The sequence below is a fragment of the Algoriphagus halophilus genome (assembly GCF_900129785.1).
In the GTDB taxonomy this organism is placed as follows: domain Bacteria; phylum Bacteroidota; class Bacteroidia; order Cytophagales; family Cyclobacteriaceae; genus Algoriphagus; species Algoriphagus halophilus.
In genome coordinates this window covers 2,591,441-2,616,809 of record NZ_FSRC01000001.1, presented here as the reverse complement: position 1 = coordinate 2,616,809, position 25,369 = coordinate 2,591,441, and the positions used below count along the sequence as shown (strand labels likewise).

General features: G+C 40.3%; 13 protein-coding genes. 10 read left to right on the top strand and 3 right to left on the bottom strand.

The annotated features are described in order from the left end of the window. The first annotated feature begins 139 nt into the window (after positions 1-139). From BUR11_RS10895 to BUR11_RS10880, 4 genes are all read left to right on the top strand, one after another. Complete coding sequence (locus BUR11_RS10895) at positions 140-1,387, top strand: efflux RND transporter periplasmic adaptor subunit (protein ID WP_074224838.1); 1,248 nt, start codon at positions 140-142, stop codon at positions 1,385-1,387. Between the two features lie 189 nt (positions 1,388-1,576). Further along, the gene (locus BUR11_RS10890; RefSeq protein WP_074224837.1) at positions 1,577-2,275 is read left to right on the top strand and encodes an ABC transporter ATP-binding protein; all 699 of its coding nucleotides are present in this window, start codon (positions 1,577-1,579) and stop codon (positions 2,273-2,275) included. Positions 2,276-2,443: 168 nt separating this feature from the next. After that, on the top strand, positions 2,444-4,804 hold the full coding sequence (locus BUR11_RS10885; RefSeq protein ID WP_074224836.1) for an ABC transporter permease: 2,361 nt from the start codon (positions 2,444-2,446) through the stop codon (positions 4,802-4,804). A 327-nt stretch (positions 4,805-5,131) separates the two neighbouring features. Continuing rightward, entirely contained in the window at positions 5,132-7,585 is a 2,454-nt protein-coding gene (locus tag BUR11_RS10880) for an ABC transporter permease (RefSeq protein WP_074224835.1), read from the top strand. Positions 7,586-7,943: 358 nt separating this feature from the next. On the opposite strand, the gene BUR11_RS10875 is transcribed toward BUR11_RS10880, so the two are convergent. Continuing rightward, complete coding sequence (locus BUR11_RS10875; protein WP_074224834.1) at positions 7,944-9,983, bottom strand: glycoside hydrolase family 3 protein; 2,040 nt, start codon at positions 9,981-9,983, stop codon at positions 7,944-7,946. 546 nt (positions 9,984-10,529) lie between these two features. Between BUR11_RS10875 and BUR11_RS10870 the strand changes: the two genes are divergently transcribed. Further along, positions 10,530-11,261, top strand: coding sequence for a DUF3667 domain-containing protein (locus BUR11_RS10870; protein ID WP_074224833.1), 732 nt, complete (start codon positions 10,530-10,532; stop codon positions 11,259-11,261). 169 nt (positions 11,262-11,430) lie between these two features. Here BUR11_RS10870 and BUR11_RS10865 read toward each other — a convergent pair whose 3' ends face one another. Next, the gene (locus BUR11_RS10865; RefSeq protein WP_074224832.1) at positions 11,431-12,660 is read right to left on the bottom strand and encodes an NADH:flavin oxidoreductase/NADH oxidase family protein; all 1,230 of its coding nucleotides are present in this window, start codon (positions 12,658-12,660) and stop codon (positions 11,431-11,433) included. A 165-nt stretch (positions 12,661-12,825) separates the two neighbouring features. After that, a complete protein-coding gene (locus BUR11_RS10860; RefSeq protein WP_234982145.1) occupies positions 12,826-13,992 on the bottom strand; it encodes an FG-GAP-like repeat-containing protein in 1,167 nt (388 codons plus the stop codon). Positions 13,993-14,301: 309 nt separating this feature from the next. Here BUR11_RS10860 and BUR11_RS10855 point away from each other — a divergent pair, with 309 nt between their 5' ends. The 5 genes from BUR11_RS10855 (at position 14,302) to BUR11_RS10835 (ending at position 25,150) form a co-directional block, all read left to right on the top strand. Then, positions 14,302-16,665 (top strand): ABC transporter permease, encoded by a 2,364-nt coding sequence (locus tag BUR11_RS10855; RefSeq protein WP_074224831.1) that lies wholly within the window; start codon positions 14,302-14,304, stop codon positions 16,663-16,665. A gap of 103 nt (positions 16,666-16,768) precedes the next feature. Then, on the top strand, positions 16,769-19,189 hold the full coding sequence (locus BUR11_RS10850; RefSeq protein WP_074224830.1) for an ABC transporter permease: 2,421 nt from the start codon (positions 16,769-16,771) through the stop codon (positions 19,187-19,189). 138 nt (positions 19,190-19,327) lie between these two features. Next, positions 19,328-21,745, top strand: coding sequence for an ABC transporter permease (locus BUR11_RS10845; RefSeq protein ID WP_074224829.1), 2,418 nt, complete (start codon positions 19,328-19,330; stop codon positions 21,743-21,745). 214 nt (positions 21,746-21,959) lie between these two features. Then, positions 21,960-22,649, top strand: a complete 690-nt coding sequence (locus tag BUR11_RS10840; RefSeq protein ID WP_084560930.1) for a head GIN domain-containing protein — start codon at positions 21,960-21,962, stop codon at positions 22,647-22,649. A gap of 74 nt (positions 22,650-22,723) precedes the next feature. Further along, a complete protein-coding gene (locus tag BUR11_RS10835) occupies positions 22,724-25,150 on the top strand; it encodes an ABC transporter permease (protein ID WP_074224827.1) in 2,427 nt (808 codons plus the stop codon). Positions 25,151-25,369: the final 219 nt, after the last annotated feature.

Sequence of the window (25,369 nt, the reverse complement as noted above, 5' to 3'; positions counted from 1 at the left end):
TGTTCGCCTGCGAACAAAAATGTTCGGGAGATCCAAATTCAAAAAAGGTGAAACCTCCATTTTAAGCCTGAGAACGATGTTTTTTTGATGGCATACCATTTGGCATAAAGGGTATAGCCGAAAATGGCAGATACACACAATGGATAGAAAAATACAAAAGAAGACCTGGACGCCCAGGAGAATTGCATGGATTGTCGGAGGAGCAGCATTGCTCATCGGAATTATTTATCAAATAGGCTTTGCGGATCACCGTTCTACCATGAATGTAGAGCGAGATCGGTTAAGTATTGCTACGGTAAGTAAAGGAGAGTTTACAGATTATATTTTGGTCTCTGGCCAAATAGAACCTGCACAGACTTTTTTCCTAGATGCTGTAGAAGGCGGGATGGTTGCCGAAATTGTCCGGGAGTCCGGAGCCTTGGTGGATGTGGGTGATACGATTTTGATCATGGCCAACTCCAATCTACAATTAGATGTCATGCAGCGTGAAACGATGTTGTACGAACAAATCAATAACCTGCGTCAAACTCGTCTCTTTTTAGATCAAAATGATTTGAGTCAACAAGGTCAACTGGCTGAAATTGATTATCAAATCAGTTTGCTAGAGCCCCAATATAAAAGATTCAAGGAGCTTCATGAGAAAAACCTGGTTTCAGACCGTGAATTCGAGGAAGTAGCCGAGCAATACGAATATAACCTGAAGCGTAAGGAGTTGACTTATGCATCATATAAAAGTGATTCCATCGCAAGAGCTTATCAGCTCGCTCAGCTTAGGCAGTCAGAAAGCAGAATGAATGCTTCTCTGAATGGAGTAGGTCGGATTTTGGATAACCTGGTCATCAAGGCTCCTATAGCTGGACAGTTGGCCATGGAGCAGATTGAAGTTGGGCAAGCAATCAATTCGGGAGAGCGCTATGGGCAAATCGATGTATTAGATGAGTTTAAAGTGAGAGTTCCGATCGATGAATTATACCTACCAAGAATTGGACAGGGGCTGAGAGGTAAATTCACCTTAAGTGGTGTAGATCATGAATTGGAGATTATGAAAATCTATCCAACCATTACCAATGGTCGATTCGAAGTGGATATGAAGTTTACAGGTGAAAGCCCACAAGGGATCAGACGTGGTCAAAGTGTTCGGATTAGGCTGGAGCTAGGAGATAGCGAGCAAAGCTTATTATTACCTACAGGAGGCTTCTTTAAAGATACCGGAGGAAACTGGGTATTTGTTTTAAACGCTGCAGGAAATGCAGAGAAAAGAAATATCCGTTTGGGAAGAAAGAATCCTGAATATTACGAAGTACTGGAAGGTTTGGTAGAGGGAGAAAGAGTCATTGTATCGGGCTATGAGAATTTCGGGGATAACGAGGTACTGGAGTTGAAATAGAAATTAGAATTGAGAAGAATGAATTGGGGTGTCATGTATAAAAAGGAAACCCATGCAACCAAAACCGGATTCTTGCCATCTAATCAATAGGATAGAACTAGTAAAGTCAAAAAATAAAATAAATACTAAAACCACTGATTGAGCCGGATCGGATCAGCGACTTCGGACATCGGGCAATAACAACACCATATGGAAAACGTCATCAAAACCGTCAATCTTAGGAAAATGTATGCTACTGAAGAGGTAGAAACTACCGCTTTGGATAGTATTCAAATCGAAATTAAAAAAGGGGAATTTGTCGCAATCATGGGACCCTCCGGTTGTGGTAAGTCCACTCTTTTAAATATTCTTGGTTTATTGGATAACCCTGATGCCGGTGAATATTATTTCTTGGATCAGGAAGTGGCCAAGTTTTCTGAAAGACAACGCTCTTCCTTGAGAAAAGGAAATATCGGATTCGTGTTTCAGAGCTTTAACCTGATCGATGAACTGACAGTTTTTGAAAACGTAGAGCTACCTCTATTGTATTTGAAAATTCCTGCAGATGAGCGCAAAACCAGGGTGGAAGAAGTATTGACAAGGATGAACATCATGCACCGTCGAAATCACTTCCCACAGCAACTTTCCGGTGGTCAGCAGCAACGTGTGGCGATTGCCAGAGCTATTGTCGCAAAACCTTCTGTAATCCTTGCCGATGAGCCTACAGGTAACTTGGACTCTACCAATGGTGAAGAAGTAATGCGCCTCTTGGAGGAGTTAAACAATGAAGGAACTACCATCGTGATGGTAACTCACTCTCCTCATGATGCCAACTATGCCCACAGAACGATCAACTTATTTGATGGTAAGGTGGTGACTGAAAATATTCGTGAGCAGTTTCATGTGTAAAACGTGTGAAGCACAATCCGTCACTGCGAGGAGGAACCACTAAGTAGTCTCGTGTTAAAGAAGCACTTATCCAAAAAAGTAGGAGTAGATTTCTTAGGGCGAGATTGCTTCTCCCGAAAGCCGGGGGAAGCAATGACGAAAAAGACCATCAACTAAACCAACCTCCCCATGCTACGTCATCAAATTCTATTGGCCTTCCGAAGTTTCATGAAGTCCAAGCATATTTTTGCCATCAATCTTTTTGGGTTGACTGTAGGTCTTACCACGGTCATTATCATATTGCTTTGGGTGAAAGATGAATTGAGTGTCAATCGTTATCATTCCCAGATAGATCAGATTTACACCGTGATGACGAATCATGATAATTCTACTGGAATTGTCACTATTCCATATACCCCTGCGGAAATGGCGGAGGCTATGAAAGCCGAATTGTCACAAGTGGATAAGGCAACTGCATTTTCTCCCTTTATCGAAGGAGTGACCTTTGAGCAGGGAAATACAAAAATGGAAGGGGATGGATATTTCGTGGATCAGGAATATTTCCAGATTTTCGATGTAGATTTTTTGGCAGGAAATCCAGAAAAAGCCCTAACAGATATTAATTCTGTGGTCATCTCAGAAACCTTGGCGAATAAACTTTTTGGTAGTCCGCAACTGGCTTTAGGAAAGTCCTTGAAATGGCAGGTATTTGATTTTAAGAATGAGGTAGAAGTGACCGGAGTTTACAAGGACTATGGGAAACTTGATCTGGTTAAGCCTGAATATTTATTGGCTTTTCCTTTTTTTAAGCAAATGCTGGGCGAAGGTGCGCATTGGGATAATTTCAATGCAACTGCCACTGTGTTATTGAAAGCAGGAACAGATGTGGCTTCCTTCAATGAGCAGGTTGCTGATTTCATAAAAAATAAGGAAGCTGAATCCAATGTTTCTGTTTTTGTACAGCCTTTTGGAGATACCTACTTGTACGGAACCTATGAGGATGGAAAAGTTGCGGGAGGAAGAATCAGCTATGTAAAAATCTTTTCCGTCATCGCAATATTCATCCTGGTCATTGCCTGCATCAATTTCATGAATTTGACCACGGCCAGATCCATGAGCAGGTTAAAGGAAATCGGAGTGAAGAAATCTATGGGGGCCAGTCGTGGAGGATTATTTGCCCAGTTTATTACAGAATCATTAGTTCTGACCTTTTTTGCCGTTGTTTTAGCGATCTTGGTTTCCTTTCTATTACAACCATTTTTTAATCAAGTTACCTCCAAGTCACTTGGCCTTACATTTCAACCAGATATTGTATTCATTATAGTTGGTGTTTGGTTGATTACAGGATTATTAGCAGGAATTTACCCGGCTATATACCTTTCCAAGTTTAAACCGGTAGAGGTGATGAAATCCAATCTCAAAGGAAGTTTTGGAGAACTTTTGGCAAGAAAGGGATTGGTTGTATTTCAGTTTTCCATCTCGCTTTTGCTCATTATTGGAATAACCGTATTGAGTAAGCAGATGAACTTTATCCAAAATCAAAATTTAGGGTACAATCAAGCACAATTACTGGAACTGAATGCTTCTGGAATTGCTCCAAATCAATTGGATACCTACCTCGAAGAAACCAAGAAAGTGCCAGGGGTAAGCAATGCCTCAAGCCTATCCCATCCATTGGTAGGGCTTGCCAGTTCTACGATCGGATTGACTTGGGAAGGAAAAGATCCTGAGGAACAAGTGAAGTTTGAAAATATTACTGTGAATATGGGCTTGATCGAAACCATGGGTTTTGAAATGGCTGAAGGTCGTGCTTTTTCTCCCGAATTCGGAGAAGAAGATAACAAGATCATCCTAAATGAAGCCGCCGTCAGAACGATTGGTTTTCAGGATCCGGTAGGTCAAATCGTGAATCTTTGGGGAGAAGACAAAGAAGTAATCGGCATAGTGAAAGACTTTCATTTTGAGTCCTTAAAAGAAACAGTCAAACCTGCATTTCTAAAATACGACCCCGCATTTGCTCAAAAAGTGATGGTAAGAATTGAGTCCGATGACCAGCAAGCCAGTATTGCAGGAATATCCGAGGTTTATGAGAAATTCACGGGTCAACCTTTGAACTATTCATTCATGGATGAGGATTATCAGTCCTTGTATGCTTCAGAACAAAGAGCTTCGAAACTGGCTAAATATTTTGGTACTACAGCCATTTTCCTTTCTTGTTTGGGGCTATTTGGATTGGCTGCCTTTACTGCCGAAAAACGTAAAAAAGAAATCGGAGTACGGAAAGTGATGGGGGCTTCCTTGATGAGCGTATTGACTTTGGTTTCCAAAGACTTTGTTGCTTTGATTATGGTTTCGATCCTCATTGCCGTTCCCATTGCTTGGTATTTTGCCAATAATTGGCTGCAAAGCTATGCCTACCAAACAGATTTGAGTTGGTGGATCTTTGCCGGATCAGGGGTGCTATTGATTCTGATTTCCCTGGTCACGGTAGGTTACCAGGCTTTCAAAGCAGCTTCTGCCAATCCGGTCAATTCCCTTCGAAGTGAGTAAGGGGATTTAGAATTTGAGCTACACGAATTAAGTTAAAAAAGGAATGATTTAAGGTTCTTCATGGTAAGATGAAGAAAATTTGACCATGCAATCTCGATTAAAAATCTCGTGATTGCCGGATTCCCGTAAAAAGGATTATTTCTTTCTCAATGAAATGAATAGGTCCCAGAAGAAAGAAGAAAAGGATTAGGAATCTTTAATACACCTTTTAAAAAATATATAACCCTCAGAGAGTAGGACTTCTGCAACCTTATGGAACCAGTAAGCATCTAATGAAGGCAAGGAACTCTTTCTGAATTTTGGAAACCCACCTAAACCAGTACAGCTATGTTTGAAAACTACTTCAAAATCGCCATTAGGAACTTAAAAAAGCATAAGTTCTACACCTTTATCAACATCTTGGGTTTATCCGTCGGGGTGGCAGTCTGTATGATTATCTCACTTTTTGTCATCAATGAACTCTCTTACGACAAGCATTTCAAAGATGCGAATCAGATTTACAGAATTCATTCGGAAATTATTTTTGGTGGGAATCATTATAATATGACCCAGGCACCGGCGCCCATGGCAGAAGCACTTCCTGCTGAGTTTCCCGAGGTGGAATTCGCGGTTAATTTTAGACAGCGTGGTTCCTATCTGGTCAAAAAAGTAGATCAGAACATCAAAGAAAATAATGTAATTTGGGCGAGCAAGGATTTTTTTAATGTCTTCGGGATGCCACTTTTGGAAGGAAATCCGGAGGGCGTTCTAACTGAGCCAAACACCATGGCCATCAGCAAAAGTATTGCTGAGAAGTATTTTCCTGGAGAAAGTGCTTTAGGAAAATCTTTGATTTTAGATAATGACTATGATTTTCGGATCACTGGAATCTATGAGGATATTCCTCAAAATAGCCACTTCCATTTCGATTTTTTACTTTCTATGGAAGGTTTGGATGAAGCGAAAACCACCTCTTGGCTAAGCAATAATTTCCAGACCTACCTGAAACTAAGGGAAGGGGCTGATCCAGAGGATTTGAATTTAAAGATGAAATCACTGATCAAAAAGAATGTCGAACCTGAATTAAGTAAAATATTTGGTGAAGGGGCAACAATGGATGCCATGCTTGCTGATGGGGGCAAATTGGAATACGTGCTGCAACCGCTGCTTGATATTCACTTGAAAAGTGATTTGATGGGGGAATTTGAGCCAAATTTCAATATCACCTACGTCTACCTTTTTGTGGCAATTGCCCTATTTATCTTGGTCATTGCCTGCATCAATTTTATGAACTTATCCACTGCGCGATCTTCCAATCGGGCCAAAGAAGTAGGTATCCGAAAAGTGATGGGATCTTATAGGTCTCATTTGATACGACAGTTCCTGATGGAGTCTATTTTGCTAAGTGTCATCTCTTTCTTAATTGCGATTCCAATTGTAGCCTTGCTATTGCCAGTTTTCAATGATTTGGCAGGGAGAACCTTGGGGATTCCATTTTCCCAATTGACGTTTTATATCATCTTGATGGTGGGTGCCATTGGTACAGGTCTTCTTGCTGGTACCTATCCATCATTTTTTCTATCTGGATTTAAACCGGTGAGCATTTTAAAGGGAAAGGTGGCCTCCGGAATGAAAAGTGGGATGATACGAAGTTCCCTAGTGGTTTTCCAGTTCTCGATTTCCATAATTCTGATCATTGCTACCATCGCGGTATTCAACCAGCTGAACTACATTCAAAACAAGAAAATTGGTTTCAGTAAAGATCAAGTCATCACTATTGATGATGTTTATGCCTTGGGAGATCAGGCAGAAGCTTTCAAGCGGGAGATTCTAGCAAATAGTATGATGGAATCCGGAACGATCACTGGGTTCTTGCCAGTAGCTGGCACCAATAGATCTGATACACCTTGGTGGGCGGAAGGAAAAGATCCCAAGCAAACAGAAAATCTAGTTAGTCTTCAAAACTGGCGGGTAGACTACGACTATGTGAAGACTATGGAAATGGAAATTGTAGAAGGTAGAGATTTTTCAATGGATTTTCCATCTGATTCAAGTGCAGTCATCCTAAACGAATCTGCAGTGAAGCAATTCAACTTTACAGGGGATCCAATCGGACAGCGAATTTACACCTTGGCGGGGGACAATGAAACGATGAATTTAGACGAATTGGAAAGCAAAACGGTAGTAGGTGTGGTGAAAAACTTCCACTTCCAATCTCTGAAAGAGAATATTGGATCTTTGATGATTTTCCTAAGCAAAAGACCTCAAGGGATTGCCTCTTTTCGTTTCAATGCGAATGATACGGATCAGGTGATTGAATTTGTGGAAGCAAAGTGGAATGAATTTGCTCCAGGGCAACCTTTCACTTATTCTTTTTTGGATGATCGTTTTGGGAAAATGTATGCAGCAGAAACCCGACTTGGAAAGGTCTTTGGCATATTTGCAGTATTTGCCATTGTGATAGCCTGCTTGGGCCTTTTTGCCTTGACGGCATTTACTGCAGAGCAGCGAACTAAAGAGATTGGTATCCGAAAAGTATTGGGTTCAAGCATTGGAAGCATCATCGTTTTGCTGTCGAAAGAGTTTGCCAAACTGGTTTTGATAGCCTTTTTGATTGCTTCACCAGTGGCCTGGTACGCCATGAAAAAATGGCTGGAAGATTATCAATTTAAACAGGATTTGGGATGGCAGGTATTCCTGGGGGCAGGACTCTTTGCAGTGGTGATTGCCTTGTTGACCACCAGTTATCAATCCATCAAAGCTGCCACTGCGAATCCTGTGAACTCGCTGAAAAGCGAATAAATTGATTTAAGATTTTAGATGTAGGATATAAGATTTAGTTACTACCGATCTTCTGATTTGATCGTGATTGCGAGTGAGGTACGAGCGAAGCAATCTTAAGTCAGAAAGCTAAAGTCATAAATCTGAAAAAAGGCCTATGGTCGCACAAGTTTCTTTCTTCACGAACTGATGTTACAAACGGCTCGTGCAGACACAAGCCGGGACTGGGGAACTTATAAATAAAAAAGGCTCGTGAAGGCACGAACCGTAGCAAAATTCAACCTTCGAGATTTTTTAAAACCTCGAAGGTTTTTTTGTTTTCAAATGCATTTGATTCCGATAATTCTCGAGGAATTAGCTGCTCAACCTATTCAAGATCTCATTTATAAGTCAACCCAAACCCAAATGGGAATAAGGTGTCTTTTTCGGGATATCCCGGCGCGTCTGGATCTTGTTCAATAATTGCCGAACTGGTTTTTGCCAAGGCAAATGGCAGTTTTCCGCTCGGATTGAATTTGCCCATAATTATATCCATCACGGCAGCATCACTTACCCCAAACGTGGCAAGTATACCCCCAGCATTGAGAACACCACTGGCTTCATCCAATACATATGGCTGGCGGAAGTCAATGGATAAAATGGTTTTCTCCGGACCAACGGTTTCCATAACCTTCTGAATGTCCTCTAAGGAAGGTGAAATTTTCCAAGAGTTTGATTTAGCCATTTCTGAAAAGGAAAGGAAGTTTAATTCATCAGGACTAGCTCCTCCAAATCTTCTATCGCGCCCTCCGTCCGTTGTTACCTGAATTCGGATAATAGCGATATCAGTTTCTTTATCTATGGCTGGCAATGTTTCCTCATTCGCTTTGTTGTCATCCCCTGGAGTGAAGATGTAATTTGACCATGCTCGATCTTTAAACAAAGCCGTATTCATTCCCATAGTAAAGACCCTCAATGTATCCTGTTCTTTAGGTTGAGACAGGGGAAGAGTCATTTTATTTTGGAGAAGCACAATTGATTTACGTTGCGCGAGGTCGGCCTTTTTTTGGAAAGAAGGATTTCCCACTACATAATCTGCTCGGTTTGGGTCAACATAAGGGTTTTCGAACAAGCCTAATTCAAATTGCTCTTTTAATAATCTGGTCACCGAAAGATTGACTCTATCTTCAGAAAGTTGACCGGATTTCACTAAGTCCAGGATTTGCTTGTTATTGCTAAAACCGGAAAGTATATCCGTTCCAGCGTCAATTGCAATCAGAATTTGTTCATCCACACTTTTATCTTCCAATCCCCAAGCTCTGTCACCTATTATTCCAGTATCGGAATTCACATATCCACTAAAGCCGAGTTTCGAACGTAATAACTCTGTCAAGATTCCTTTGGAAAAAGCCATCCCAACTGTATTGGGCATATAAGGCTGGCCTACCGGAATGCCATAATAAGCCATGATGGATGAAGCACCTGCGTCCACAGCAGCTTTAAAAGGAGCGAGATGGTAATCGAATTTACCAGCCGGATAGACCTGGTTTTTACCAAAATCATAATGCGGATCGCCCCCTCCTTCCTGGGGCCCTCCACCGGGGAAATGTTTAATGGTTAAGGCAATGCTTTTTGAATTCAATTGCTCTCCCTGAAGATTCTTTATCAATACTGAGAGAATATCGGAAGCAAGTTCGCTGTCCTCCGTAAAGGTTTCATGTACCCGGTACCATCTCGGTTCGGTAGATAAGTCGGCCATGTATCCATACATGCCACGCAGGCCTATAGCCTTCCATTCTTCTGCCATGATTTTAGCGAAGTCGGCAATTAATTCCAGATCTCTTGTCGCTGCCAGTCCACTTTCTTTAGGCCAGGATGAAAATGATCCGGATTCCACGTTAATTCCGGCACGAGAATCATAGTCCATATGGTTTCTGGCGTTGGATTTAAACATAGCTGGTATACCCAGGCGTGTGTGCTCTGAAAGCTCTTGGATCGCATTCATAAATTGAGCGGCATCGAAGGGAGAGATTTGTACTCCAGCAAATCCATTTCCAGGGCCAATATTGACTGGATTGTCCTTAATGGTATTCCTGAAAATGAACCGGGTCATTTTCTGATTTTCAATTAAGTCTACAGCTTGATCCGTTATTTTTCCGTGTTCTCCAGCATTTAGGGTATTGATCAACATCATTCCCACTTTTTCCTCCAGCGTCATTTGATTTATTAGATCAGCGATTCGGATGTCCACAGGTTGCCGCCAATCCTCATAGGGATCTAGTTTGTTGTTTTTGTTGAGATCTTTAAAAATGAATTGATTGTCGTGAAGCAGATCTACAACACGACCTTCAATGGGAGGCTGAAACGTATACGTTCCTTGAGCCAACGTATTTCTTGAAATTAATAACAAGACGAGAACTATATAAAAAGTGTTTTTCATAGGAGGATTTATGGGTTAATGGGCTACGATTTTGGTTAACGACTCTTAATATATAAAAAAAGCCAGTGGAGATTTTAATGTAGGGTATAAGGTTTTGTTTTTCCCAGTTTGTGTCTTCACGAACTGAAAATCGCAAGGCTCGAAGAGATTCGAGCCAAGACAAGTGAAGTGAGATCATCTTTGAGGTTCTAAAAATCTAAAAGATGATTTAGTTCTTTACTTCTTGGTACGTCTACCCACAATAATCAAGAGTAGCTCTTCCAGAAAAAATGCTAAAAATTCAATTTTTGAGTATTTATGGAAGCCCTTATGATATGATGAATTATTTGGTGTTTAGCTGCCGTGTGATTTTGGCTTTGTGCCATAATACTATTCTTATTACTAAATTTAAGTAGGTTAAAACTCATGACTTTTTTAGCTAATAGGTTAAATGGAGCAATTTAAAGATAAAGTGGCTAAGTGTATGCTCATAACCTGTAATACAATGTCTTAGACGTAGGCTGAAGCTACTTGAATATTGTTTATGCACTAAACCAATTATTGAGGATGAAATGTAAAAACTGTAGTAAACAAATAACGGGTGATTATCAATATTGTCCTCATTGTGGTCAAAAAACGGATATTGAAAGATTGAATTTCCAACAGTTGCTGAGAGACCTTTGGATGGCATTTAGTAATACAGACCGGGGAATTCTGCTATTAGTTAAACAATTGGTATACAGGCCAGGCAGGGTGGCTCGTGCCTATATTTCAGGGCAGCGAAAGACCTATTTTAATCCCTTTAGCTTTTTGGTAATTATGGTAGCCGTAGCATTATTTTTTATTTTGAAGTTCGAAGATACCGCAATCAATTATTCCAAGATAGAAACAAATGAGATTGAGCTTTTGCGTTTCTCTTTTAGGCATTTCAATGTATTTATACTGCTCAACTGTCCAATTTATGGTTTCCTTATCTGGTTATTTTTTATAGGGCAAGGAACCAATTTTGTCGAAAATTTAGCTTTATCTGCTTATCTAAGTGGACAAACGATGCTTTATTATACCATTACCATAATCATCTTTATTTTCTTTCCGTCGTCCATGAAAATATTAGGTCTGATTTTAGGGCTTTTTATAAGTTTTTGGTATGTACTTGCTGTGTTACAATTTTATCAAACGCGGTCAGTATGGAGTATTATAAAAACTGTATTGGTTATTCTCATAACTCAATTCATTTCACAGGGGATCATCATGTTTACCTTTTCCATCTATAAAAAAATTGATGTCAATTTCCTCTAAAAGCTATTGAAATTACTTAGATGGGTTTTTGATGTGCAAGGTTAGTTGGTGGAATCCGGAGGGCTAAAGCTTGTCTTTTCAAGGTAGTTTAGAAAGCTGAGAGGAGAGAAGTACCTATCCCTAATTAAATGCCCATTGTTATAGTGCTGTTTTAATTTTAGAAAACACTTTAGGATTTGAATTTTTTGGAGACTGCCAGACGGAGTTCATTCAGGATTAAAAAATTGGAACATATAAAAGGGCTCATAGATGGCTTTACCTTCTTGCCTTTGGATAGTCGGATCAATTGTCTTGCATAAAACCCAGCTTCAGCCGCGTCCTCAAACTGACTAATTCCAGTTCTTAAAATAAGGTTGTCCAGGTTAGGAATTTCTCCCTTCAAAAAACTGTGGATGTCATCTAAGTTGGTTATAAAGGGACGGGCCATTCCTATCAAATCCAATTCTCCCTTTTCCAATGCTGCATTACAAAAGTCATAGGATCGGAAACCTCCTGTAATCAATAAGGGCAAGTTGCTGATTGTTCTCACCTTTTTAGCAAAGTCGATAAAATAGGCTTCTCTTTGTCGTGTACTTTTCTTAACCTGATCCTCATTCATTAAAAAGAACGCCACTTTTTCATAAGTTCCTCCAGAAATTTCCAAGAGGTCAATTTTTTCATTGTCCAGCAGCTTAATTACTTCCAGTGATTCCTCTTCAGTAAATCCACCCTTTTGGAAATCGGATGAATTCAATTTTACTGCAATTGGAAAAGAAGGTCCGACCACCTTTCGTATTTCACGAATTACGGTAAGCAGTAATCTGCTACGGTTGAAAATACTTCCTCCCCAATCATCCGTTCTTTGATTGGTTAAAGGGGAAAGAAATTGACTGATCAAATAGCCATGTGCTGCGTGGATCTGGATCCCTGTAAAACCTGCATCTTTGGCGATTTTGGCAGCTTTTATAAAACCTTTGATGGTGACATTAATATCCGTTTCTGACATGGCTCTTGGTTTCCCAAATAGGCCAAGTTTCTTGAGTTGTACTTCTGAAGGTGCCAATGGTTTTAAGGTGCTAAATTTATTGGATTGCCTTCCGGCATGAGAGATTTGTACCCAAATATGATTTCCATTCTTTTTTCCGGCAGCAGCCCATTTTTTGAGCTTTGGCAGCATCTTTTCATCATCAAAACATACATTTCCAGCGGATTCTAAATGAATCCTATCAATCATCACATTTCCGGTAATTAATAAACCCGCCCCAGTATCAGCCCACTTTTCATAGAGTCTTTCGTGCTCAATAGTGGGTTCCAATTTATGGTTACTGATACGCTCTGTCATGGCAGATTTTACCAATCTATTCTTCAGAGTAATCCCACATGGAAGTTCAAATTTTGTATTGATTCTATTTTTAGGCATCGATTGGGTGTTTTACCAGTCTCGAAATGTACAGTGTGAGTTTTAAAAGTACTTTAATTCAAACCTGAAATCAGATAAGAAGAGTCTGAAGTCTGAAAAGAGGTTGCATCTCCCGATTCCCGGGATCGTCTGCCTCCCTGAGGATAGATAATAACTTGTATTAACTTAATCTCTTCGGTTCCAGTAAATTTTTAGGTTATGGGTGGATCGGCCAGAGGCGATTAGATCGAGTTTCCCATCACCATTGAGATCAGCGGCAGTTAGACTTTCCGTTGCCATGCCATTTTGATCGATCCAGTGGGATTTGAATTCTGTATAGTTCTCGTTTACAGGTTCATATAATTTAATTCCAATTTCCCTGGCTTCATTGGGCATACGCCATCCAGCCACGATTTGAACGGATCCGTTTCCCAAGAAATCCCCAGTCACAATCCCATGCCCTTCCTTTAGGTTTTTATCCAGGACGATCCGCTGCGGTTGAGCAGATTCCTGGGTTGCGGTGTATGTTGTCACTTGATTGCCATGCATGGGTTCTACGCCTGCCAGCAGTATTCCTCTGGCGGGTATCATTGCAAGAGCCAATTCACCATAAGATTCATGTCCTGGAGGGGACTCCTTTGTAGGTCCGGCAAACCAGGCGTTATCTTGATAAGAAAAGCTTTTTACACCTTCTTTTCCCCCTATGAAAATGGTCTCGCCTTCACCCACGCCCAGGTCTTTGGAGGTCATATTATGCGTCAGATGCATGGATTCATCGATGAGATTGGTTTTCCATGGATTTTTTGGGTCTGAAGGTTTCTCATAGCCAATCACTTTCACTCCAGCTCCCTCGCCTGCTTTATTTCCTCGACCGTGGAGTGGGAGTACGACGAGTTGATAGGTTTCACTCCCTGTTTTTACCCAATACATACGATGTACCGTTGGCTCGTGTGGAAGTTGCACTGGGGTCCAAAGTTGTGTAGGATCTGCGGGTCGGATTAGGAAATGAACTGAGCCGGATTGAGCTTCATCGCTGGTTTCTCCTGGATTCCATTGTGCACCTACAGCTATCTCTACCTTTCCATCTCCATCAATATCCCTAGCTGCAATACAGACATTATCCCGTTCGGTTAGGTTTTCTACCATTACAAAGCGTTTCCAATCCCCGTTTCGGTACCAAACAAATTGTTTTTTATCTGCCAAAATTAAATCTGGTTTTCCATCTCCATCCACATCACCTACGACCACTCCATAACCTATAGAGACATTGGAGTCAATGAGTTGGGCTTCGAAGTTTGGCCGGTCCTGAGAAAATAAAAGTGCAAGCCATGGTAAAATTAACAGGGTCATCATTCAAAAATTTTGGTGTATACTAAAGTTAGAAAAATTGAGGGGATTCTTGTTCTCCTGGAAAGGTCATTAAGATCTCAAGAATTGAGAAAGCAACCAGATTTTCCGTTATCGTCCGATTGCGACCAAAAGCGCCTATTAGCGGACAAAAGAGATCCCGATAAATGGCTTTTACTCAGTAATTAGGGCATTTTATTCCACTGGCACTTTCTATGCAACTTTTCCTAGCCTAAGTGCATCTCCTTCAGTAGAAAGCTAAACCAACTTTATAATATTCCTCATCAAACCTCCTCCACTTTACGACGCATTACTATGTTCAAGAACTATTTTAAAATTGCCTTACGGGGTTTTGCCAAGCATAAGCTTACTTTTTTCATTAACCTTTTTGGGTTGTCTTTGGGGTTATGGGCTGCTATTTTAATCGGTCTTTGGGTCAATTCTGAATTGAATGTAAATAGAGAGTTTAAAGATCTGGATCAAATCTATCGAGTGATGGAGCACCAGACGTATGGCGTTGATGTTTTTACTACCAATTCTACTCCAGGCGTATTGGCAGAAAGCATGAAGGAAACTCTTTCGGAAGTAGAATTTGCATCTACCTATACCTGGTCACAAACCCAGTTATTCATCCAAAAAGATAAGAGAATCAAGCTGACTGGGATTTATGCCATGCCTGATTTACTTCAGATTTATCAATTTGATGTGGCGCAAGGAGATTTGGATCGGATGTTGACTGCAAACAACCATGTAGTCTTGACGGAAAAAGGGGCTATCTCCCTCTTTGGGAAAACAGATGTGGTAGGGGAGGATGTAGAAATTCGACAAGGGACAGACTCAAAAAATTTTATTGTACAGGGAGTTCTTAAAGATTTGAAAGAAAGCTCCTCCTTGAAGTTTGATTATATTTTGCCTTATGCCCTGTTTTTTCAGGAAAACGAATGGCTTTCTGACTGGGGAAATAATGGTCCCAGTACCATCATCAAATTGAGAGAAGGAACAGATCCTGAAGCTTTTTCAGCCAGTATTGAAAATTATATTTCCGAGAGAAATGAGGATTCCAATGTGCGCCTTTTTGCATATCCCTTGGCAGATTTGTACCTCTACGGGCAATGGAAAGATGGTGAGTTGATAGAAGGGAGAATAAAAAACGTCAAATTGTTTGCCATGATCGGTCTCTTCGTCCTGATCATCGCCTGCATAAATTTCATGAACTTGAGCACTGCAAAATCTCAAAAACGTGCCAAGGAGGTTGGGGTAAGAAAGGTGGCCGGAGCTGACAAAAAATCACTGGTCATGCAGTTTATGAGTGAGTCTATATTGATTTCATTTTTTTCTGGGTTCATTGCCGTGCTATTGGTAGAAATTAGTCTTCCCATATTTAATGAATTGACTGGAAAAGAAATGTTTGTGCCTTATGGTTCAGGTATTTTCTGGATGGAATTGCTCAGTATTATCTTATTTACCGGATTGGTTGCGGGCAGTTACCCAGCGCTTTACCTGTCAGCCACCAAAGTAGTTTCAGTTTTTCGGTCATATACCAAATCAGGTAAAGGGGTGGTGATGGCCAGAAAAGGATTAGTTCTATTTCAGTTTATTCTTGCCACAATTTTGATCGTTTCCACCTTGGTAGTATATCAGCAAATCAGTTTTGCTATGAACCAAGACCTGGGATACAGCAAAGACCAATTGATTCAAGTAACCTTGGAAGGGAAGTTATTGGAGAGTTTTGATGTTTTCAAAGCAGAATTGGAGAAAAATGAAAACATAGAATCCGTCAGCCGCTCGTCCTTTGGGTTTATGGGAAGAAACTCTAATACGGGAGGAGTAGAGTGGGAAGGAAAAGACCCCGAAAATGCGGCGTTATTTGAGATCATCCGGATCGACTATGATTTCATAAAGACTTCCGGTTTGCAATTGGTGAGGGGAAGGGATTTTGATCACCAGCATGGATCGGATTCGGTATCAGGAGCTATATTAAATCAGACGGCTTTGGAATTAATGGAGCAAGATCATGAAGGAAATGAATTTTTTAGACTTTGGGATGAGGAAAGAGCTATTACTGGAGTGGTGAAAGATTTTCATTTTGAGAGTTTTAGAAAAGATGTAGCCCCTGCTATATTTCTGCTAGATCCTAAAAACACCTGGCAAGGTTATATCAAGGTAAATACTAGTAAAATTCAGGAAACAGTGGCTTACTTAGAAACTGTTGCCAAAAATCTAAACCCGGAATTTCCTTTTGATTATAGTTTCATGGATGAAAACTATGCTCGATTATATCAGGAGGATGTACGTTTAAGAGATCTTGCTCAATATTTTAGCATATTGACTATTTTGATTTCCTGTCTGGGATTACTTGGACTTTCTGCTCATGTGGCGGAACAAAAAACCAAAGAGATTGGAATAAGAAAAGTATTGGGAGCCTCCACTATTTCCATTTTACAAGTCATTAATAAGGAATTTATTCTAATCGTTTCCCTGTCTATCCTTATCGGATCCGGTATTGCCTTTTGGGTAATGAAAGACTGGCTTGCAGGGTATCAATACAAGATTTCATTTGAATGGTGGTTTATACCGGTAGCAGCTGCTACGATTTTAGGTGTCGCATTTTTAACGGTCACCTTACAATCCTTGAAAGCTGCCCATTCCAATCCGGTACAGGCGATTAAAAGCGAGTGATTTAGATGTAGGATTTATGATATAAGATGTAGGATATATTAAAAAGAATATAAAATGGACTTAACGTAGAAATGCCTATTTAAACGCCCTAAACCCCAGAGCTATGTTTAAAAATTATATTAAGATTGCCCTCAGAAATCTCTTTAAAAACAAGGTTTATTCCATCATTAATGTGATGGGTCTGACCCTAGGTTTTCTTTGCTGCATGTTGATCATGCTGCATGTCAAAGATGAGCTTTCCTATGATAAATTTGTTCCAGACTATGCCCAAATACACCGCGTCGCATTGGAACGGATCTACCCAGATCATGTAAATTTTTATTCCATCATTCCCCATAGTTTTGCAGAGGTAATTCAAGAGGAAGTAAAAGGAGTATCGGATGCTATCCGGATTTTTAATTTTGGTGCAGGGAATGTAATTACCTATGAAGACACTCCTTATGAAGAAGATTACGTGGCAGCTGTGGATTCTAATTTTTTCAATGTTTTTGATTTTGTGTTATTAGAAGGGGATAAGGAGACTGCATTGGCGGAGCCCAATACTGTGGTGATTTCCAATTCGGTTTCCATGAAAATATTTAAAGGAGGGTCTGCCTTGGGTAAAACCATCAAGCAAGGACAAACTGAATATGAGATTACAGGAGTCATGGAAGATATTCCGGAAAATTCCCATATGAAATTTGATTACTTGGTTTCCAGTACTTCCTTTCCTTTTATAGATCAGGATAATTATACCTCCTTTTCTGCACATACCTATATAAAATTGGATCCAAATGTATCGGCTAAATCCGTGGAAGATGCAATTCCTGGATTAGTGACCAAATATGCTTCGGGGCAAATTGAGCGGAATTTAGGGATCAGTTATGCGGATTATACAGCAGCAGGGAATGGCTATCGTTATTTCCTCCAGCCGCTAAAAGATATTCACTTGCACTCCAATCTGGAGGGAGAAATCAAGGCAAATGGCAATTATTTATACGTATATATTTTTATTTCCATAGCTGCATTTATTCTGGTTTTAGCCTGTATCAATTTCATCAACTTGGCTACTGCCAGATCCGCCGATCGTGCTAAGGAAGTAGGTGTGAGAAAAGCGATGGGTTCAGCAAGAAAGCAAATCATCACTCAGTTCTTATTGGAAGCAGTATTACTTACCATAGTCAGTTTGATGATTGGAATCGTTTTGGTCAGCTTTGCCGTTCCATTTTTCAATAATCTGGCCCAGAAATCCTTGGTATTTGATTTTGCAGCCATGGTATCCTCCATTCCATTATTATTGATTTTCGGGGTGATTGTAGGCTTATTGGCAGGGTATTATCCTGCATTCCAGATTTCAAAATTCAATACGATCAGCATTCTCAAGGGAAAACTGCAGACGGGTAAAGGCAATTGGCTCAGAAATGGGTTGGTGGTATTTCAATTCGGAATTGCCATTGTATTGATTTCAGGTACCTTGATCATCAATGATCAGATACAGTTCATCCAATCCACCAGTTTGGGCTTTAATAAAGAAAATGTATTGGTTTTACAGCGTTTTGGCAATCAAGACAATCATCATGCTTTAAAGCAGGAGATAGAGAATTTACCGGGAGTGATATCTGCAGGGAAGACTAGCACCATGCCAGGAAAAGGTACATTTGGTGTTCAATTTACCAAGCCTGGTGGAGGAGATGTGTTGACCACCAAAGGTTTTTCTGCCGAAGCTGATTTCTTCAGTACTTTAAAAATAGAAGCCTTAGAAGGAAGGGTGTTTGATGAAGATTTCAATGATTCACTTTCTTTGATTTTAAATAAGTCCGCTGTAAAAGTGTTTTTTGGAGATGAAAATCCCTTAGGGCAACACTTGATGACTACGAATAACATCAATGGAGAAAATATTACATCCGAGTTAACAGTGGTGGGAGTGGTCGAGGATTTTAATTTTGAATCCCTACACACAGTGGTGACACCATTGGCAATCTTCAATACCAAAAATCCAGCTGGTTTCACCAATACCCTTGCAATCAGATTTGAGAATAACCGTCAAAATGAAGTGTTGGGAGCAGTAGAAGAAAAATGGGCAAGCCTATCCGACGGCCTTCCTCTTTCCTATTATTTCTTGGACAATGGCTTGGCGGAACTATATAAAAATGAGCAGACCTCCAGCAAAATTTTAGGAGTGTTTTCCATTTTGGCAATTCTAATTGCCTGTATTGGCTTATTTGGATTAGCAGCCTATACGGCATTTCTCCGTACGAAAGAGATTGGCGTTCGAAAGGTACTTGGGGCTTCCGTGGGCAGCATTGTGTTCCTTTTGTCAATCAACTTTGCCAAGCTGGTAGGGATTGCCTTTTTAATTGCTGTTCCAGTGGCTTGGTTTGCCATGGACGGTTGGCTGGATTCTTTTGCTTTCAAAATAGACTTGGGACTTTCTGTGTTTTTGGTAGCAGGGCTTTTGACCTTGGGAGTGGCTTTAATTACTGTAAGCTATCAAGCAATTTCAGCTGCTATAGTCAATCCGGTAAAAAGTCTGAAAAGCGAATAAGGACTTGAAGGTTAGCGTTTAATTCCTGCCTTTTTCTTCATAATAAAGTCCTTCAGATGCAACCTTTTTGGCTTTAGTGTCATCTTGTAAAGTAGGAAGCTTTTTTATTTCCTGTTTTGACTACTAAACCAACCTACCATGCTGAAGAATTATTTGAAAATTGTCTTTCGCACGCTGCAGAAAAACAAAGTGTATGCATCTATCAATATCCTGGGCCTTAGTCTAGGGATTGCCGCCAGTATACTGATTGTTGTTTTTGTAGCGGACGAATTGAGTTATGACCAGTTTCATCCACAAAGTGAAAGGCTTTACCGAGTTGATTTTACCGGAAAGCTTAACGGTAATGAATTTAACATGGCCATGACAGGGGCACCTATTGGGCCTGCTATGGCCGAAGAAATTCCTGAAGTTGAAAGCACCCTTAGGGTAGGGCAATGGGAGTCAGTTCCAATCCAATATGAAGAACTCACTTTCACAGAGGGAAATATTCTGGTGGTTGAGAAAAACTTCTTCGATTTTTTTGGATTTGAGCTGCTACAGGGAGATCCAGCCACAGTTTTGGATGGTCCAAATAAAATTGTAATTACCGAAGATAATGCGAGAAAATACTTTGGAGATGAAGACCCAATAGGGAAGGTGCTTTTACGTGGTTCAGACAAAACTGCTTCTGAAATTACAGGAGTGATCAGTAATCCTCCATCAAATTCCCATCTCACGTATGATATGATCATCTCAGGAGAAAGCTGGGAATACATGAAAAACGAGAGTTGGTCCAGTAACAATCTATATACGTATTTCAGGACTTATCCTGAGGTAGACCTGAGTAATGTACAGACCGCTCTGGATGGATTTATTGAAAAATATTTTGGACCTGAGATTGAACAGTATCTTGGTTTTTCCATGGATGAGCTAAGAGCCCAAGGAAATAATGTTGGGTATGGCTTTATGCCTGTAGAGGATATCCATTTGTACTCTGAGCTTTCCGAAGAACCGACTACGCCGGGCAACATCCAATACCTATACATATTTGGGGCTATCTCCATTTTTATCATTCTGATAGCCTGCATCAATTTCATGAATCTTGCCACGGCCAAATCAGCTAATCGTGCGAAGGAGGTAGGAGTAAGGAAATCCATCGGCGCAGGTCGAACTTCACTAGTTGGCCAGTTTCTTTCTGAATCCATGATTTACAGTTTTATTTCTGGCTTTGTGGCTTTGATTTTTATTTTGGTAGCATTGCAGCCATTCAATGCCCTTTCAGGTAAAAATTTGAGTTGGATGGTTTTTCTTGATCCAATTTTACTCCTAGGTTTTTTTGCCTTTCTTTTTTTCGTGGGACTCTTGGCTGGTTCCTATCCTGCCTTTTACTTGACATCCTTTTCTCCTTCGGAAGTGCTCAAGGGAAAAGTAAGAAAAGGAACCAAACGATCTGGCTTTAGAAATGGCTTGGTTATTTTTCAGTTCATTGTTTCTATTTGCCTAATCATCAGTAGTTTGGTGGTGTATAAGCAGCTGACCTATATGCAGGAAGTCAATTTAGGTTTTGACAAAGAAAATGTGATCAATTTGCTTCATACCCGGGCTTTGGGAAATAATGCTGAAGCTTTCAAGCAGGACCTATTGTCGAATACTGGCTTTGTTGCAGCCTCCTTCGCTAATAATTTGCCTCCGAAAATAGATTGGACCTCTGTGTACCGGGCGGTCGATACCGAGCAAGATTATCTCTTTACGATGAATTGGGTGGACCAGGATCACCTGGATGCAATGGGGTATGAGATGGTGCAAGGAAGGTTTTTTTCTGAAGATTTTCCAACTGACAGCTCAGCCTTGATAGTTAATGAAAGTGCATTCAAACAGATAGGTTGGACAGAGTTGGACGGAACGCAAAAAATCTCTGGGTATTTTGATGCAGATACCAACGAAGAAAGGGAAGTAATCGGGGTGATTAAGGATTTTAATTATGATAATCTCAAGCTAAAAATAGAACCATTGATTATGGGGATTGCACCTGATTATTATCAGGAAATGGCTATCCGACTAAATCCTGGTGATATTACTGATCGGATAAATTTAATTGAAGAGCTTTGGTCAAAATATGCTAATGGAGCTGCTTTTGAATACTCTTTTGTGGATTCAAATTTTGATTCCCTTTATCGATCAGAAAAGAATATGGGTAATATCATTTTGGTATTTACAGTCCTGGCGATCAGTATTGCCTGCTTGGGGCTTTTCGGGTTGGCAGCTTATACCACCGAGCAGCGATCAAAGGAAATTAGTATCCGCAAGGCCATGGGAGCAACAATGCCTCATTTGGTCACTTTGCTGAGTAAGGATTTTACCGTTTTAGTTTTGATTGCTTTTGTCATTGCAGGGCCCTTGGCCTACTATGTGATGGATCAGTATTGGCTTCAAAATTTCGCTTTTAGGACCTCCATAGGTTGGGTCCTGATTTTTGGTGCGGGAATGCTGTCCATTCTTATCGCTTGGCTTACTGTCAGTTATCAAAGTTTTAAGACCGCCGCTTCAAATCCAGTAGACTATTTAAAAAGTGAGTAGGAGAATTCAGGATTTGGGATTATTCTAACTTAATTCCAAATCCTTTCCTATCTACCTTCGATACCTTATGTTTCTTTTGTTCGCTTGCGGTCAAAATCAAGGTTGTTCGGACAAGTTTATTCTTCAGTTGACCCTTTCAGGGCTCTAAAAGGGCTTTTTGTCGGTTGGCACAGTCTCTGAATTAGTGATGACAACCAACTAAACTAAAAACGCTATGAAACTTTCAACTATATCCGCCTTCGTGTTCATGCTTTTTTTGATGGGTGCAACTGCCCAGGCACAAACAGAAACTAGAACGCCAGGTGACTTTACAAAAGTGACTTCTTCAGGGTCTTGGGATGTATATATCACAATCGGAGATAAAGACGAGGTGAAATTGGTTTCTAAAGGCTTTGATCTAAGCCAAGTCATCACAGAAGTAGAAGATGGATCGCTGGAAATTAAATTGGAGAAAGGCAGACATAACAATGTGAACTTTACTGCATATGTAACAGTCCGTGAATTGGAATCTGTTGGATTAAGTGGATCAGGTCATATGGAAATTGAATCTGATATTTCATCCAGATCATTTGCAATCGGAACTTCTGGTTCAGGAGATATTAAGATGCAACAACTTGAAGCAAGATCCTTGTTTGTAGGTATGAGTGGATCAGGAAAAGTAATTATTGAGGGAGGCTCTTGTGAAAATGCCAATATTGGTCAATCCGGATCTGGTTCCTTTGATGCCTTGGATTTGATGGCCGGAGATGTGAAAATTGGAAAATCCGGCTCTGGAGCTACTTCAATAGGAGTTACAGGAGATTTAAAAGTAGGCGCTTCTGGCTCTGGAAATGTATATATCAAAGGAAATCCGACCAGCCAATCTATAGGAAGTTCTGGATCGGCCAGAATCATTAGAAAATAAAAATTCCATTAGAGTTTGACTTGAGGCTAATCAGCTCAAGTCAAACTTTTTTTTTCAAAATAACCCGCTCGACCATGTTTAAAAACTACTTCAAAATTGTTTTTAGAAACGCCAAGAAAAACCCCTTATATGTCTTTATCAATATTCTAGGGCTTTCTATCGGGATGGCGGTCAGTATTCTGATTTTTTTGTTTGTACAGCATGAATTGAGCTACGATACTTATCATAGCAACTCAGATAGGATTTTTAGGGTATCCAGAAATTGGTACAATGCAGATGGAGATGTGAGTTTACACTTAGGGCATGTGGCTGCTCCCTTTGGTCCATTGATCAAGTCTGATTTTGGTGATCAGGTGGAGGAAGTAGTTCGACTGACGAATAATGGATTGTTGATTCGGTCTGGAGAGAATTCCTTTATGGAAGATGATTTTTTCTTTGCTGATCCCGAAGTATTTGATGTGTTTTCATGGAACATGATTGATGGTGACCCTAAAGCTGGGTTGGAGTCAGGAGATGGCGTGTTGATTTCAGAGGATATGGCCAAGAAGTATTTTGGGAATTCCTCGGCTATAGGTCAGGAATTAATTGGTGAAATTCAGGGAATGACCTTGACATTCCAGGTCAGAGGAGTTTTTGAAAATATCCCAGATAATACCCATATGCATCCGGACTTCATTGCTACTATGAACCCCGTAATCCAATTTTATGGAGGCTTGGAGGCATTTATGCAAAATTTTGGGGGGAATAATTTCTCCACCTATGTCTTGTTGAAAGAGGGGTATGATTACCAAGCTTTGGAAGCCCAATTACCAGCTTTGATTGATCGGAACATGGGAGAAGCACAAGCGGGGGTACCCATGTCCAAAGTGACTGAATTGCATTTGTGGCCCATTGAGGATATCCATTTATATTCCAATCTGGATTCCGAGATAGAAGCCAATGGAAATATCGATTACGTGTATGTGTACTTTGCAGTAGCATTGTTCATCCTACTGATTGCTTGTATCAACTTTATGAACCTATCTACAGCCAGATCCTCATTGAGATCCATGGAAGTAGGATTGAGAAAAGTGATGGGAGCAGATCGAAGTAGGTTAGTCAACCAGTTTATGGGGGAATCCTTTGTGATGACCTTTATTTCCTTGATCATCGCGGTCATTCTGGTCTATATATTCCTTCCTCTTTTTTCAGATTTCACGCAAAAACAGCTAAGCCTTAATTTTATTGAACATCCTGAATATTTTCTGATTTTAGTTGGCTTGGCTATTGGAGTTGGGTTATTGGCAGGAAGTTACCCCGCTTTATTTCTATCGGGATTTTCTCCTTCAAAGGTGCTGAAAGGAACTTTTAAAGCGGGAAAGGGACATGAGAATTTCAGATCCGTTTTGGTAGTGGGTCAATTTGCTATATCAGTAATTTTGATTGTAGCCGTCATTGTCGTAGTGCGGCAATTGGATTTTATGCAATCCAAAGACCTGGGCTTCAAAAAAGATGATATTGTGGTTTTGCCTGCAAACCCTAGAATAGTGGAAAACTACCAGATTATTAAAGATCGATTGGTTAATAATCCAGGGATTTCTGCTGTAACCATTTCCAGTAGAGTGCCATCGGGAAGACTTTTGGACTCGCAGGATGGAACTGCCGAAGTGAATGGTGAAATGTCCCAGTTGGATGTAAGAATCGCAGATATCCACGTAGGTCACGAGTTTATTAAAACCTATGGAATTCCGATGGTGGCGGGAAGAGATTTTGATTTTCAAATGGCCAGTGATTCCACCGAAGCCTTTATCCTCAATGAGGTAGCTATTCGTGATATTGGATGGGCAACTCCAGAAGAGGCAATTGGAAAGAAATTTAATTATGGAGGAAGAAATGGCTTTGTTACTGGAGTGATGAAGAACTTCCATTTCGAATCCTTGCATCAGCCGATTGTGCCGATTGTATTTATGATTACTCAGGATCGGTCAAACCAGGTGAGTATCAAAATAGATGCTTCCAGAAGAGAGGAAACTTTGGCTTACCTCAAATCTGAATGGGCTGATTTGAACCCTGGATTCCCTTTTGAGCCACGTTTTGTGGACGAAGGATTTAACAGGCAGTATGAAGCCGAGCAACGAGTGAAAACAATTTTTACCTTTTTCTCTGCTTTAGCTGTTTTGATTTCCGTATTGGGATTGCTTGGATTAACCACCTTTGCCACGGAACAAAGAACTCGGGAAATAGGAATTAGAAAAGTGATGGGAGCTGAAACCAGCAATATTCTGATATTACTTGGCAAAGATTTTATGAAACTGGTATTGATTGGATTCTTGATAGCGGTTCCAATTTCCTGGTTTGGAATGGACAGCTGGTTGGAAGATTTTGCTTATAAGATTGGCATTAGCTGGACCGTCTTTCTTTGGGCGGGATTGATTGCAGGACTGATTGCAGCAGGAACCGTGATGATGCAATCCCTGAAGGCTGCTTTAGCAAACCCCGTGAAAAGCATTAAAAACGAATAATAAAGCTCCTGTTTCTAACATGATATCGGCTCACCTGTAAATTCAGGTGGGCCATTTTTTTATTCAATAATTCAGAAATTCAGTAGGTGATATTCTCTAATTTTTTTGAAAGAGGATTGGAGAAATTACCGAAGTAATAAACTTTTTTCTTCAAGTAAAGCTGATATAAATCAGTTATTTAGGAATTATTTCTCGTCATCTTTAATAAATACTTTTCTG